The 13,883-nt window shown below is 64.4% G+C and carries 14 protein-coding genes; 11 read left to right on the plus strand and 3 right to left on the minus strand.

All coding sequences use genetic code 11. The features are described 5' to 3' along the window. Positions 1-89: 89 nt before the first annotated feature. The 3 genes from ACM6JT_RS33280 (at position 90) to ACM6JT_RS33290 (ending at position 1,724) form a co-directional block, all read left to right on the plus strand. Entirely contained in the window at positions 90-461 is a 372-nt protein-coding gene (locus ACM6JT_RS33280; RefSeq protein WP_034182620.1) for a CidA/LrgA family protein, read from the plus strand. After that, positions 458-1,192 carry an LrgB family protein gene (locus ACM6JT_RS33285; protein WP_034182521.1) on the plus strand — a complete coding sequence of 245 codons (735 nt, stop codon included), beginning with the start codon at positions 458-460 and terminating at the stop codon, positions 1,190-1,192. The genes ACM6JT_RS33280 and ACM6JT_RS33285 overlap by 4 nt, the downstream gene beginning before the upstream one ends. A gap of 226 nt (positions 1,193-1,418) precedes the next feature. Then, on the plus strand, positions 1,419-1,724 hold the full coding sequence (locus ACM6JT_RS33290; protein WP_131949396.1) for a hypothetical protein: 306 nt from the start codon (positions 1,419-1,421) through the stop codon (positions 1,722-1,724). 120 nt (positions 1,725-1,844) lie between these two features. Here the strand turns inward: ACM6JT_RS33290 and wrbA are convergent, their stop codons facing one another. Together wrbA and ACM6JT_RS33300 are read right to left on the minus strand one after the other, a co-directional pair. Further along, on the minus strand, positions 1,845-2,447 hold the full coding sequence (gene wrbA / locus ACM6JT_RS33295) for an NAD(P)H:quinone oxidoreductase (RefSeq protein ID WP_034182519.1): 603 nt from the start codon (positions 2,445-2,447) through the stop codon (positions 1,845-1,847). A 61-nt stretch (positions 2,448-2,508) separates the two neighbouring features. After that, the gene (locus ACM6JT_RS33300; RefSeq protein ID WP_414858039.1) at positions 2,509-3,234 is read right to left on the minus strand and encodes a pirin family protein; all 726 of its coding nucleotides are present in this window, start codon (positions 3,232-3,234) and stop codon (positions 2,509-2,511) included. Positions 3,235-3,362: 128 nt separating this feature from the next. Here ACM6JT_RS33300 and ACM6JT_RS33305 point away from each other — a divergent pair, with 128 nt between their 5' ends. The 3 genes from ACM6JT_RS33305 (at position 3,363) to ACM6JT_RS33315 (ending at position 7,276) form a co-directional block, all read left to right on the plus strand. After that, complete coding sequence (locus ACM6JT_RS33305; RefSeq protein ID WP_414858040.1) at positions 3,363-4,280, plus strand: LysR substrate-binding domain-containing protein; 918 nt, start codon at positions 3,363-3,365, stop codon at positions 4,278-4,280. A 92-nt stretch (positions 4,281-4,372) separates the two neighbouring features. Continuing rightward, positions 4,373-5,494, plus strand: coding sequence for a Fic family protein (locus tag ACM6JT_RS33310; protein ID WP_414858135.1), 1,122 nt, complete (start codon positions 4,373-4,375; stop codon positions 5,492-5,494). Positions 5,495-6,088: 594 nt separating this feature from the next. After that, on the plus strand, positions 6,089-7,276 hold the full coding sequence (locus ACM6JT_RS33315; protein WP_414858041.1) for a porin: 1,188 nt from the start codon (positions 6,089-6,091) through the stop codon (positions 7,274-7,276). Positions 7,277-7,335: 59 nt separating this feature from the next. On the opposite strand, the gene ACM6JT_RS33320 is transcribed toward ACM6JT_RS33315, so the two are convergent. Beyond that, positions 7,336-8,379, minus strand: a complete 1,044-nt coding sequence (locus ACM6JT_RS33320; protein WP_243567199.1) for a LacI family DNA-binding transcriptional regulator — start codon at positions 8,377-8,379, stop codon at positions 7,336-7,338. 359 nt (positions 8,380-8,738) lie between these two features. Between ACM6JT_RS33320 and ACM6JT_RS33325 the strand changes: the two genes are divergently transcribed. The 5 genes from ACM6JT_RS33325 to ACM6JT_RS33345 all read left to right on the plus strand — a co-directional run bounded on the left by ACM6JT_RS33325 (position 8,739) and on the right by ACM6JT_RS33345 (position 13,843). Then, positions 8,739-9,653, plus strand: coding sequence for a LysR family transcriptional regulator (locus tag ACM6JT_RS33325; RefSeq protein ID WP_243567201.1), 915 nt, complete (start codon positions 8,739-8,741; stop codon positions 9,651-9,653). 144 nt (positions 9,654-9,797) lie between these two features. After that, positions 9,798-10,721, plus strand: coding sequence for an intradiol ring-cleavage dioxygenase (locus tag ACM6JT_RS33330; RefSeq protein ID WP_414858042.1), 924 nt, complete (start codon positions 9,798-9,800; stop codon positions 10,719-10,721). A gap of 67 nt (positions 10,722-10,788) precedes the next feature. Then, a complete protein-coding gene (locus ACM6JT_RS33335) occupies positions 10,789-11,670 on the plus strand; it encodes a sugar phosphate isomerase/epimerase family protein (RefSeq protein WP_414858043.1) in 882 nt (293 codons plus the stop codon). 67 nt (positions 11,671-11,737) lie between these two features. After that, a complete protein-coding gene (iolG, locus tag ACM6JT_RS33340) occupies positions 11,738-12,730 on the plus strand; it encodes an inositol 2-dehydrogenase (RefSeq protein ID WP_414858044.1) in 993 nt (330 codons plus the stop codon). Positions 12,731-12,754: 24 nt separating this feature from the next. Next, positions 12,755-13,843 carry a Gfo/Idh/MocA family protein gene (locus ACM6JT_RS33345; protein ID WP_414858045.1) on the plus strand — a complete coding sequence of 363 codons (1,089 nt, stop codon included), beginning with the start codon at positions 12,755-12,757 and terminating at the stop codon, positions 13,841-13,843. The last annotated feature ends 40 nt before the right edge of the window (positions 13,844-13,883 follow it).

Genomic DNA, 13,883 nt, shown 5'->3' on the forward strand with positions numbered 1-13,883 from the left:
TACGATCGCGCATATCGTTCACGCCGGCGCCGCAAGCCGCCGGCCCGGCGGCCGCGCGGACTCGCGGCCACCTTCTGGAGAAGCGGTTCATGCTGCAGGCGTTCGCGGTCTTGCTGGTCTTTCAGTGTCTAGGGGAAGGCGTGTCCTATCTGTTCGCCCTGCCGGTGCCGGGCCCGGTGATCGGCATGCTGCTGCTGTTCGGCTTCGTGATGCTGCGTCCGCAGGTGGCCGACGCGATCGAGCCGACCGCGCTCGAGCTGCTGCGCCACCTGTCGCTGCTGTTCGTGCCGGCCGGCGTCGGCATCATGGTGTCGGCCGACCGCGTGCGCGGCGATGCGGTGGCGGTCGTCGTCGCGCTGGCGGTGAGCACCACGCTCGCGATCGCCGTGACGGCGCTCGTCACGCGAGCGCTGCTGCGGCGCCAGCGCCGCGCGGACGGCACCGCGGAGCGCACGCAATGACGGCGTTCCCGAAACTCGGCGCGATCTGGGTCTATCTCGCGGCGACCCCGCTGCTGGGCCTGACCATCACGTTGATCGCCTATCTGTTCGCGCAGGCTGTTTATGCACGGGCGCGCTTCAACCCGCTCGCGAACCCCGTGCTGATCGCGGTCGCGCTGATCGTCGTGCTGCTGACGATCACGCATACGCCGTATCCGACCTATTTCGAAGGCGCGCAGTTCGTCCATTTCCTGCTCGGCCCGGCGACGGTCGCGCTTGCGCTGCCGCTGTACCGGCAGTGGTCGAAGCTGCGGCGCAGCGCGCTGCCGCTGCTCGTCGGCCTGCTCGCGGGCTCGCTGACCGCGATCGTGTCGGCGGTCGGCATCGCCGCGCTGTTCGGCGCATCGCACCAGACGATCGCGTCGCTCGCGCCGAAATCGGCGACGACGCCGATCGCGATGGCCGTCGCCGCGGAGATCGGCGGCATTCCGTCGCTGACCGCCGTGCTCGTGATCTCGACCGGGATCTTCGGTGCCGTGTGCGCACGCGGAATCCTCAACGCGCTGCGGATCGACGAGCCGGCCGTGCGCGGCTTCGCGCTCGGCGTCGCGTCGCACGGGATCGGCACCGCGCGCGCGTTCCAGGTCAGCGAGGAGGCCGGCGCGTTCGCCGGGCTCGGGATGGGGCTGAACGGTGTGCTGACTGCCTTCGTCGTGCCGATCCTGCTGCCGGTGCTGTCGCGCTGGGTCTGAACGCAGGGTGCCCCGGGTTATCGGTTTCCCTGACGGGCGCGGACGGCATGCCGACCCGACGGCGTGCCCGGCGCCCATGTATCGCTGTCGTTATCAGGAGAATTCAGGAACGCACGCGGACATTTGCGCAGCGATCGGCTAACGTTGCATCGGCGCCGTTGTCGCAAGCCGTCGCGTGCGCGCTGATATTCGACCCACACCCAACAATCGACAAGGAGATCCGGCCATGAAGAAGTCTCGCGTGGTTTCAGTGGCAGCAGCAGTAACGGCGTCGTTCGGTCTGCTGTTGACCGCCGCGCCGGCGGCATACGCGCAGGATCCGGCGTCCGCGCCGACGCAGAAGCAGCTCGACAAGGCGCAGAAGAAGGCGGCGCGCAAGGCGGCACGGGCACGCCACGCGTCGGACCTGAAGGCGATCGGCACCGGCAGCGGCTACCGGCTGACCAACGACCAGAGCAATTATCCGCAGAACGCCGTGCAGAAGGCGCCCGCGATGAAGGCGGCGCCCGCCGCGCCGGCTTCTGGGCAGTAACGGCCGGCAAACACGCACGAACGGACGGCGCCGGGTTGCCCCGGCGCCGTCCGTTCGTGTGCGGTTTTCCGGGATTGTCGGACCGTGTGCGGCCGGCGGATTCCCGGATGGCGCGACGCGTTACGACGCGAGCTTGCTCGCGAGTTCCGCGACGTGCTTGCCCTGGTAGCGCGCGATTTCGAGTTCGTTCGCGCTCGGCTGGCGGCTGCCGTCCGCACCTGCGAGCGTCGTCGCGCCATACGGCGTGCCGCCGGTGATTTCGTTCATGTTGACGAGCCCGCTGCATGCGTACGGCACGCCGACGATCACCATCCCCTGGTGCAGCAGCGTGGTGTGGAACGACGTGATCGTCGTTTCCTGGCCGCCGTGCTGCGTGCCGGTCGACGCGAACACGCTGCCGATCTTGCCGACGAGCGCGCCCTTCATCCACAGGCCGCCGGTCTGGTCGAGGAACGTGCGCATCTGGCCGGCCATGTTGCCGAAGCGGGTCGGCGTGCCGAAGATGATCGCGTCGTAATCGGCGAGTTCGTCCACCGTGGCGACCGGTGCGGCCTGGTCGACCTTCACGCCGATCGCCCTGGCCTGGTCGACGGGGATCGTTTCCGGCACGCGCTTGAGCGCGACCTCGACGCCGGGCACCGATTTCGCGCCTTCCGCGACGTGTTGCGCCATCGTTTCGACGTGCCCGTAGGACGAATAGTAAAGAACGAGTACCTTGGCCATGTTGCGAATCTCCGATTAAAAGGGCCCCGCGTTCAGCGGGGCCCGGTTTCCCGAACGGGCGTTATGCCCACTCGGCCGTCACTTCGACCGGGCGCAGGTCGAACACCAGCACTTCGGCATCGTTGCCGTCGGCGAGCGTCAGCGCCTGTTCGCCGCGGATGCGTGCGCCGTCGCCTTCGCCGAGCGTCACGCCGTTGACCGTCACGCTGCCGCGTGCAACGTGCACGTAAGCGAAGCGGTCCGGTGCCAGTTCCAGCGTCGCGCGCTCATCGCCGTCGAACAGGCCCGCGTAGATCCGCGTGTCCTGCCGGATCTTCAGCGAACCGGCGTCGCCGTTCGGCGACACGACCAGCGTGAGCTTGCCGCGCTTGTCCTCGGCCGCGACATTCGTCTGCTGATAACGCGGCTCGGCACCCTTTTCGGCGGGCCCGACCCAGATCTGCAGGAAGTGGACCCCGGCGTCCGGCGAGTGATTGAACTCGCTGTGGCGCACGCCCGTGCCCGCGCTCATCAACTGCACGTCGCCCGGCACGATCACCGACCCGGTGCCCATCGAGTCCTTGTGTTCCAGCGCGCCGTCGAGCACGTACGACAGGATTTCCATGTCGCGGTGCGGGTGCGTGCCGAAGCCGCGGCCCGGCGCGACGCGGTCGTCGTTGATCACGAGCAGGTCGGAGAAGCCGACCTGCTTCGGATCGTAGTAATTCGCGAACGAAAACGTATGACGGGAGCTGAGCCAGCCATGCTCCGCACGGCCACGTTGGTTTGCTGCACGGATTTCGATCATGATTCTTGTCCTTGAAGTCGCCGGACCTCGGAAGTGGGTCCGGCCGTTCGTTGAGATGAATCTTAGGTCAATCGATTTGACAAATAAATGGCTGTGGCGATAATGACTGTCGCTATGGAGTGGACAATATGGAACTCAACGATCTGAGGATCTTCGTCGCGACGGTCGATGCGGGCAGCTTCACGGCGGCGGCCGACCAGCTGATGCTGTCCAAGCAGTTCGTCAGCCGGCGCACGATGGCGCTGGAGGCGTCGCTCGGCGTGCGGCTTCTGCATCGCAACACGCGCAATCTCGCGGTGACCGAATCGGGGCAGGAGTTTTATGCGCGCGCGCAGCGGATCCTCGCGGAGATCGCCGACGCCGAGCAGGCGATGTCGGTGCGCAGCACCGAGCTGCACGGGTCACTGAAGATCAGCGCGCCGCTGTCGTTCGGGATCACGCACGTGTCGCCGCTGATCGCCGAATTCCTGTCCGCGCACCCGGCCGTGCGGTTGAACCTCGACCTGACCGACCGTCGCGTCGACCTGATCGGCGAGGGCTTCGATCTCGTGCTGCGGATCGGCTCGCTCGAGGATTCGACGCTGATCGCGCGCCCGCTCGGCGCGTGGCGGATGATCGCTTGCGCGAGCCCGGCCTATCTGAAGCGGCAGGGCACGCCCGAGACGCCGGCCAATCTCGCCGGCCACACGTGCCTGCTGTACGGGCGCGAGCGGCGCGTCGGCTGGGAATTCCGCGTCGACGGCGCGGCGCGCACGTTCGACGTGCAGGGGCCGCTCGTCGCGAACAACGGCGAAGTCGTGCGCGACGCGGCGATCGCGGGGCTCGGCATCGCGCTGCTGCCGCACTTCATCGTCGGCGCGGCGCTCGACAGCGGCGCGCTCGTGCCGGTGCTCGACGCATATGCGCCGCCGCCGATCACGCTCAATGCGGTGTTTCCGCAGCATCGCGAAGGGTTCGTCACGCTGCGCACGTTCATCGGGTTTCTCGCGGAGCGGCTCGGGGAGGCGGTGCCGGCGGCGAAGGGCGGGGCGGGCAGGCGGCGGTAGCGGGCGGCGTGCGGTGAATGGGGGAGTATTCTCCGCATAATTTGCGGAGAATACTGAGCCATGCGGCGAATCGATGGGATAATCTCCGCATCATGAGCGGAGATTACACCTTCATCTGGGAGTTGGCCGACTGGCCTGCGTGGCGCTTCGACCTCCCGGCACTTGCCACGTCACTCGCCGACGTCAGCCGTGCGCAAGGCATGCTGGCCGGGCGACTGGCGGATGTCGGCCTGGCGCTTCGCGACGAGGCGAGCCTGGTCGCGCTGACGGAGGACGTCGTCAAGACCAGCGCCATCGAGGGAGAAAACCTGAACGTCGCATCGGTCCGGTCGTCGATTGCGCGCCGGCTCGGGGTCGATATCGGTGCGCTTGCGCCGGTCGATCGCCACGTCGAGGGCGTGGTCGACATGGTGCTGGACGCGACGACCCATTCGGCGGCACCGGTCACCGAAAGCCGTTTGTTCGGATGGCATGCAGCCCTTTTCCCGACCGGCTATTCGGGGATGTCGCGGATCACGGTCGGCGCATGGCGTACGGATGCAAGCGGCCCGATGCAGGTGGTGTCCGGGCCGATCGGCCGGCAACGCGTGCATTTCGAAGCACCGCCGGCCACGCGCCTGACCAGCGAGGTCGCGCGCTTTCTCGCCTGGTTCAATGCCGCGCCGGTCGAGCCCTTGCTGATCCGGGCCGGCCTGGCCCATCTGTGGTTCGTCACGCTCCATCCGTTCGACGACGGCAACGGCCGTATCGCGCGAGCGCTCGGGGATCTCGTCCTCGCGCGCGCCGATCGGAGTCCGCAGCGCTTCTATAGCCTGTCGGCGCAAATCCAGCGTGAGCGTAACGCGTATTACGACGTGCTGGAGCGGACGCAGCGCGGTTCGCTCGATGTCACGGAATGGCTCGCGTGGTTCTTGAATGCACTCGGCAGGGCCATCGATCACGCGCACACGACGCTCGACGCGGTCCTGGTCAAGGCGCGCTTCTGGCAGCGATGTGCGGGCTTCGCGATGAACGAGCGTCAGGTCAAGGTCATGAATCGCCTGCTCGACGGCTTCGAAGGGAAGTTGACGACCACCAAGTGGGCGGCTCTCGCAAAGTGTTCGCAAGATACGGCGCTGCGCGACATCACGGAACTCGTCGAGCACGGTGTGCTGCGTCGCTCGTCGTCCGGCGGGCGGAGCACGAGTTACGAGGTTGTGCCGTTCGATGCCTAGCGTGGCGGCGTCGGCGCGGTAACTGCCGTTGATCGCTTAAGGCGAGCGGAGCGAGATGGTCACGATGCACGCGTCGGTCAGTCCGGATCAGGCCGCTGCGGTCACACCTACAAAAATCACATCGACCGTGATCGCGATGGAGAATAGCACTCCCAAGCAATGCCGGATACCCGGCATCCGCTTTCCCGGCAGGTGGGAAATAGATTCCTTTTTCCGCTCTGTGTAACCGCGAGCAGCGAATATACACTCGCCCGAAAGCGGGATATGGATATCAGCGACGACGGCAGCATGGCGACGTGGAGACGCGCAGACGTCACCCATTCGGGGTGACGTTGCCTCTCCAGCTTTCTCAAGCATTTTCCGGAAAGCGTCGCTGGAACGTACGATCCGACTACCGTATCTGGCAGATTAAATTCATATCCGATGTAATTCGGATTACTACGTTATTTGATTGGCGGAATGAAATTCTTCGACGTATTCCGGGTCGAGGGAGCGACTTGCTTGACGGAAGTAGACGAAAGTGATTTGCCGACGAGCAATGGAAACCAATTGCTCGCCAGATAAAAAGAGAAGTCCATATACAGGAGCGGAGACATGATGAAAAAGGTGTTGTTCGGGATAACGGCGGTGACGGCGGCGGTTTCAGCCAGCGCGCAGAGCAGCGTGACGCTCTATGGCATTGTCGACAATGGGCTTCAATACGAGACCGGGCAGCCGAAGGGGCATGTCTTCGGAGCGCAAAGCGGCGGGTGGGCGCAATCGCGATTCGGTCTCACGGGCGCGGAGGATCTCGGCGGCGGCACCCAGGCCATCTTCCAGCTGGAGTCGCGTCTGAATACGCAAAACGGCAGCCTGGCAAACGGTAGTTTCTTCGAAGGGCAGGCAACGGTCGGCCTGAAAAGCAATACCTGGGGGCAGCTGAAGCTGGGCAACATGGGCTCGGCGGAGATCAGCCAGTATTCCGGTGACGTCGATCCGCAGCAGACGAAGAAGTACGCGATCGGGACCCTGGTACGCGGCCGGATCTTTTCGCAGGCGGGCAACGGCATCGAATATCTGTCGCCGAAGATCGCCGGCTTCGTCCTCCAGGCGCAATACGATCTGACGAATTCACCGAAATGGAATGCCGGCAATCCCGGCAGCGCGCCCGGGCAGCTCGGCACTTCGACGGGCCTCGGCAGCGCGCAGGGGCGCACCGATGGCATCAAGCTGTCGTACCAGAACGGTGGGCTTTTCTGGCAGGCGACGTATGACGAAGTCCGCGACCAGAATGGAAAGTTCAGTAACGTGTATCTCGCGTCGCGCTCGATACTCACGGGCGCAACGTATGCGTTCGGGCCGGTCGTCGCGTATGTCGGATATCAGCACCTGAGCGCACCCGATGCGTCGAACGCAGGGTATTTCGGCAGCGCCGCACCGACCGCGCTGCCGGCCGGCACGTCGCTGCCCACCGCAGTCAACCATGAATGGATCGGCGCGATCTGGCAGAGCACGCCGGCGCTGGCTATTACCGGGGCGGTCTATCACGCCAACGCGAATCGGGGTAATGGCAATGCGACGCTGTTTACGCTGGGCGCGAACTATTCGTTGTCCAAACGTACACTCCTTTACACGGAGCTGGGCTACGTTCGCAACAGTTCGACGTCGAACCTCGGTCTCGATAGCGGGCTGTATGGCGCCAATTCCAATTTCGATCCGGCCAGCGCCAGCGCTTCCGCGACGAATCCGGATTACGGAAAAAGCCAGTTTGGCGTGATTGCGGGCATCGCTACGCGGTTTTAACGCGACGAGCGGCGACCCGGCCGCTCGAATGCCTGATTACTCGAGGGGCATTCGTGCGGCTAACCGCGAAAGCGAGCGGCGACGTGTTCGGGCACGTTCTCCGGTGTGATGACGACGACCGATGACGTATGCGAAATCGCCGATGCGGGCAGCATCTTGTGAAAACTCATCACGTGCTGACACGCCGCGCGCATGTCCTGTCGAAGGTCGTGGTAAAGGATGGCGTGAATCCTGCCTTCTCGCAGCAGTTCGATGTTGTCGCAGTCGAGGTCGTGGCCGATGAAGCACTTCGGTGTTTTTCCCAGTGCATCCAGGGCTCGCAGGATGGCGCGATTGCCGCCGCCCATCGAATAGACGGCGGCGATGTTGTCCTCGCGGCCGAGTGCCTGACTGACCAGCTTTTCAGTCGGGCCGTCGAGCCCATGCCCTCCGCTCGCATCAATGAGCGAAACGTGCGGGTGCCGGGTGCGCAATGCGCGTCGGAAGCTGATTTCGCGCTCCTCTTCGCCCCTGAAGCGTTCGTCGCTCATGGTGATGAGCACGTTGGCGGGCCGCTCGGGCAGCCATTGCGTGAGCAGGTAGGCGGCGGTCGCTCCCGCGACCCGATTGTCGAGGCCTGTATAAGCGATTCGATCGGAGAGCGGGATGTCGGTGAATGTCGTGACGACGGGAATGCCGGCGCGTTTGAGTTCGCCGATGGCGTTTGCGATCTCGGGCACGTCGCGCGCTTTCAGGAAAACCCCGTGGCTGCCGTGGTGGGCAATCGAACGAAGCGCATCGACGACCTCCCGCGTCTGCATCGTCTCCTGCATGAAATACCGCGGGCGGAATATCGCGGGTTGCAGAGTGGGCAGTTCCGCTTCCAGCGCGTCCTTGATTTCGGCCGCGAATCGGTTCGGTGCCTCAACGACCACGTCGACGCTGAGCTTTCTTCCGGCCGCGACCGAATAGAGCGCCTGTTTTTCCAGCTCCTTGATCGCTTGCTCCACACGTTTTCGCGTGTGCTCGCGCACGTTGCCGCGGTTGTTGACTACGCGATCGACCGTCGCGACGCCAACGCCCGCCTGAAGGGCGATCTCCTTGATCAGAAAACGGTGGGCCACGGCGTGCGTCTCCCGAATGATGTTTTTTTGATGGGACGATGATAGCTCAATCCGGCGCAGACCACCGTGGTCACGATGCCGTGCTCCCCGAGTATTCCGGTGCGTGCGCGGCTTCGCTTCTATTCATTCCGTCGAAAAACGGTGGGCCAGTAACCTCACGCAAGCTAGCCATGACGACGGCACAGCCAGTGTCGGGAAATCCCCACGTCTGATGTATTTTTGATGGATTTATGAAGTGATGTTGATGCGTGAGCTGTCGTATTCTTTCCACGCATGAAGGGTAGTGGCGTTCGTCCGGCGGTTGCATGTGGCACGCGGCACCGTCCGAGACATGCGAATCACCGGGATGAAACAGGGCGATGGATCAGTTCAAGGAAGTACAGCTGTTCGTGGAAGTGGCGGAGACCGGAAGCATCAGCCGGGCCGCCGAGGCGGTCGACCTGTCCATCTCCGCGGCGAGTCGCTACCTGATTTCGCTGGAGAGCCGTCTTGGCGTGCAACTCGTGCGCCGGACTACCCGAAATCTCTTTCTGACCGAGGCGGGCGCGGAGTTCCATCGGCGCTGCAAATCGATCCTTGCCGACCTCGGAGAGGCCGAGCTGGTCGTCAAGGATGCAACGGCGCGCCCGAGCGGGGTGCTCAAGGTGACGGCCTCGCTGTCGTTCTGCATGTTGCACATCGCGCCCATGCTGCCGGAATTTACCGCGCGCTATCCGGATATCACCGTTGATGTCGTGGCAGCCAATCGCTATTACGACATCATCGAAAACGGCATCGATGTCGCTGTCCGGACGAAGGTGCTGGAGGCCGACAGCAACATCACCGTGCGCCGGCTCGCGTCGACACGGCGCGTGCTTGCCGCCGCGCCGGGCTACCTGGCGGCGCATGGCACGCCGGGATTTCCCGCTGAGCTCGGCAAGCACAAGCTGCTCAACTACGGGCTCGCGGACAACCCGCGCGACCTCGCGTTCCAGCGCGACGGCGAATGCGTTCTCGTCAAGGTCAAGCCGTTGCTCGAATCGAACGACGGTCAGATCTTGAGAGTCGCCGCGCTCGACGGCATGGGCATCCTGGTTCAGCCCAAGTACATCGTCTACGACGACATCAAGGCCGGGCGGCTCATCCCCGTGCTGGACGAGTGGGACTTGCCGCGGCTCACGATGAATGTCGCGTTCCAGACGCGCTCGCACATGCCCGTGAAGGTTCGTCTGTTCATCGACGCGCTCGTCGAACGATTTCGCAGGAACGATTTCGAGCGGCTCTGGACCGAGTGATGGCGCATGCCATCGTGCAGGTCCCGAGCCGCGCGCAACTTTCCCGCGGTCAGGGAAATAGATTCCCTTTTTGGCTCTGTTTTGCCGGCAGGAGCAAATATAGACTGCCTTCAAAGCTGTACAAGACATTGAAGGAGACGCTTCATGCAACAGGTTGCATCCTCTGATTCGCCATCCCGTTCGCCGTATTTCGACGAGGAACATTCCGCCGACGTGGTGAACGCCCGCATGGGCGAACCGGCCGATCCGCGCCTCAAGCACGTGATGTCGGTGCTGGTCAGGCATCTTCACGCGGCCGTGAAGGAAATCGAGCCCACGCACGAAGAGTGGTTTGCAGCCATTCGCTTTCTGACCGAGACCGGCCAGATGTGCAACAAATGGCGACAGGAGACCATCCTGCTGTCGGACATTCTCGGTGTCTCGATGCTGGTCGACGCGATCAATCATCGCCGCCCGAATGGCGCGACGCCGAATACCATTCTCGGCCCGTTCTATGTCGCGAATGCGCCGGCGTACGAGAACGGCGCGAACATCTGCCTCGACGGCAAGGGCGAACCGCTCGTCGTGTCCGGACGCGTGACGAACATCGCGGGCGAGCCGGTTCCGGGCGCGAAGCTCGAAGTCTGGCAGACGAACGACGACGGCTTCTACGATGTGCAGCAGAAAGGCATCCAGCCCGATTCGAACCTGCGCGGCGTCTTCACGTCGGATCGCGACGGCGCTTATGCGTTCAGGTCGGTCAAGCCACGCCACTATCCGATTCCGTCCGACGGCCCTGTGGGCAAGCTGCTCGGTGCGATGGGGCGGCATCCGAACCGCGCCGCGCATTTGCACTTCATCGTGACCGCGCCCGGCTACGAGCCGGTGATCACGCACATCTTCACGCCCGACTGCCCGTATCTGCCGGAAGACGCCGTATTCGGCGTCAAGCGCGAACTGATCGCCGACTTTCGGAAGATCGACGACCGTGACGCCGCGCAAAAGGCCGGCCTCGACGCGCCGTTCTGGTCGGTGACGTGGGATTTCACGCTGGCGCCCGCCGGCGAGCGCCTGCCGCGCCACCCGTAATCGCACGGCGCGCACGGAAGCGCGCCGCTGAAAACACGCAACCATCCGATCCATTGGACTCCTGAGCATGAGCACGAAACGCAAAGAACTTCTGGCCGCCTACTGGACGCTTGCCGGCGATGTCTACCCCGGCGCCGCGACCGAAATCAGTCCGTATTCGTTGCGCGATCGCGCGGAGGCGGCGTCGCGCGCCGGCTGGCGCGGCGTGGGCCTCATCCTCGACGATCTGGAGCACAGCGTCGGGCAGTACGGGCTTTCGGGCGTGAAGAGGATTCTCGAGGATACGGGGATGAAGTACTTCGAGCTTGAAATCCTGATGGACTGGTATCTCGATGGAGAGCCGCGTGCGAGATCGGACCGCTTCCGCCACCGCGCGATCGAACTGGGCGCCGAACTGGGCATGCGTAACCTGAAGATCGGCGCGAGTCCTTTCGATGAAAGTCCGGCCGACTTCCCGCACATGACCGATGCGTTCGCGAAGCTCTGCGAGGACGTGGCTGCGGTCGGCGCAACGGTCGCGATCGAGTTCATGCCGTTTTCCGTGATCCGGAACATCGGCGATGCGCTGAAGATTGCGCAAGAGGCCAACCAGCCCAATGGCGGCCTGATGGTCGATCACTGGCACGTTGCCCGTTTCGGCAGCCCCTACAGCGAAGTCGCCAGTATTCCGGCGCGCTTTATCAAGGGCGTAGAGCTGGATGATGTCGGCGCGCAAATCCGGGGCACGCTGCTGGACGATTCGACGTTCAACCGCCAGCTGTGCGGCGAAGGGGCGGCCGATTGCCGCGCATTCGTCGATGCACTCGAGCAGGCGGGCTGCGACCTGCCGTATTACGGGGTCGAACTGATCTCGGAGCCGTTCCGCAAGCTGCCGCTCGCGCAGATGGCCCAACGCGCGTACGAAACGACCATCGCTCAGTTTTCCACGCCGGCCGACGCCGCGGCCTGACGTCCGGCACGCACTCGTGGCAAGCCTCGTGTCCAACACTTGAACCTGATTTTCTCCGGAGACAGAAATGATTCGAATCGCCGTACTCGGCGCCGGCCGCATCGGTCGCATCCATGCCGCCAATGCAGCCTCCATCCCGAACGCGAAGCTCGTCGTGGTCGCAGACCCGGTCGCCGCCGCAGGCGATTCGCTCGCCGAACGCCTGGGTTGCGAGGCGTCGACCGACTGCATGGCCGTGCTCCAGCGCGGCGATATCGACGCGGTGGTCATCGGCACCCCGACGGACACCCACATCTCGTTCATGCTGGAAGCCGTGGCGCGCGGCAAGGCCGTGCTCTGCGAAAAGCCCATCGATCTCGACATGGAGAAATCGCTCGCCGCGGCGCGCGAAGTCGAGCGTCTGAACGGGCGCGTGATGCTCGCCTTCAACCGCCGCTTCGACCCGACGTCCCAGGCGTTTCGTGCGGCGATCGACGCGGGCGACGTCGGCGAGGTTCGGCAGGTCATCATCTCGAGCCGCGATCCGGGCATGCCGCCGCGCGACTACGTGGAGCATTCGGGCGGCATTTTCCGCGACATGGTGATCCACGATCTCGACATGGCCCGCTGGCTCCTCGGCGAGGAGCCGGTCGAGGTGATGGCGATCGCGAGTCGTCTCGTGGATTCGTCGCTGTCGGAACTGGGCGACTTCGACACGGTCATGGTGCAGCTGCGCACCGCGTCCGGCAAGCAATGTCACATCAACTGCTGCCGCGAGGCCGTCTACGGCTACGACCAGCGCATGGAGGTATCGGGTTCCAAGGGCATGCTGCTGCAGGAGAACCTGCGCCCGTCGACCATCCGTCGATGGAGCAAGGAAGCGACTGACGTACGCGAACCGCTGCTCAACTTCTTTCTGGAGCGTTACGTCGACGCCTACAAGGGCGAACTGCAGGCTTTCGTCGACGCCTTGCACAACAACACGGCGCTGCCGACTTCGGTCGATGACGGCCTCAAGGCGCTGCGCCTCGCGGAGTGCGCGCTCGAGTCCGCGACGTCCGGCAAGGCCGTCACGGTCTAACCATTGATCGGGAGGAAACACGTCATGGTGCGAAAGATGGGTCCTGGAGAAACGGTTGGCGTTGCATGCCTCGGCATCACGCACCCGCACACGTCGGGGCGGGTCAAGGCGATCCGGCGCCGAACCGACGCAAGGATGCTCGGCGCGTGGGACACCGGCCCGCTGCTCACGCCGTTCGTCGATGCACTGGGGCTGGAAGCCCGCTCGAAAGAGGACATCCTCGCCGACGAGAACGTGCACGTGGTCCTTGTGCACTCGAAAAGCGACAGGATGGCGGATCTGACGATCGAGGCGCTCGAAGCCGGCAAGGCCGTGCTGTGCGAAAAGCCGGCGGGCCGCAGCTCCGAGGATGCGAAGCGGATCATGCAGGCCGTCGAGCGCACGGGAGGCCTCGTTCAGGTCGGTTACTGCTGGCGTTTCGCGCCGTCAGTGGACGCAATGCAGGCAGCGCTGAAGAGCGGGCGCCTCGGCAAGGTGGTACAGGTGCGCGCGCACGGCGGCTGCTCGCACGACGAAGCCGGGACGGCGCACATGACCCAGCCGGGCGATATCGGCGGCGCCGTGTTCGTGATCGGATGCCATCTGGTGGACCGCATTCTGCTTCACTTCGGCACGCCGCGGTCGGTCAATGCGCGCATCACGAAGTTCCTGGGCTTCCACGGCGACGAGTCGCGCGAAGACGCGGCGGGCGCGGTTCTCAATTACGAAGACAAGATCGTGACCATCGACTTCATGTCGTGGGACGTGTTGCCGTGGACGGAGAGCTGGGACATCACGGCCTACGGGACGGAAGGCATCATGTCGTCGCGATCGCTGCCGGCGAGCTACAAGATCTACGACGCCGGCAAGGGCGATTATCCGGAGGGCTGGACCGAGTGGCAGGAAACGAGCTTCCCGGAAATCTGGGCAACGAAGAAGACCGAGTACTCGCCGGACATCGCTGAAATCGGCAACCCGGTTTACTTCGACCGCGAATCGAACGCGTTCTTCGACGCGCTGCGCAACCGCACGCCGTCGGTCGTGCCGGCTACCCAGGCATACAACATCAGCCGCGTGATCGAGGCCATGTTCGCGTCGTCGAAAAAAGCGGGCGCCGAGGTCTTCATCGAGTAGGCGGGAACCGGCCTCGCACCGAGGCCGGATCATCGGATCA

It is taken from the genome of Burkholderia sp. IT-111MI5 (genome assembly GCF_949752865.1).
Taxonomy (GTDB): Bacteria; Pseudomonadota; Gammaproteobacteria; order Burkholderiales; family Burkholderiaceae; genus Burkholderia; species Burkholderia pyrrocinia_C.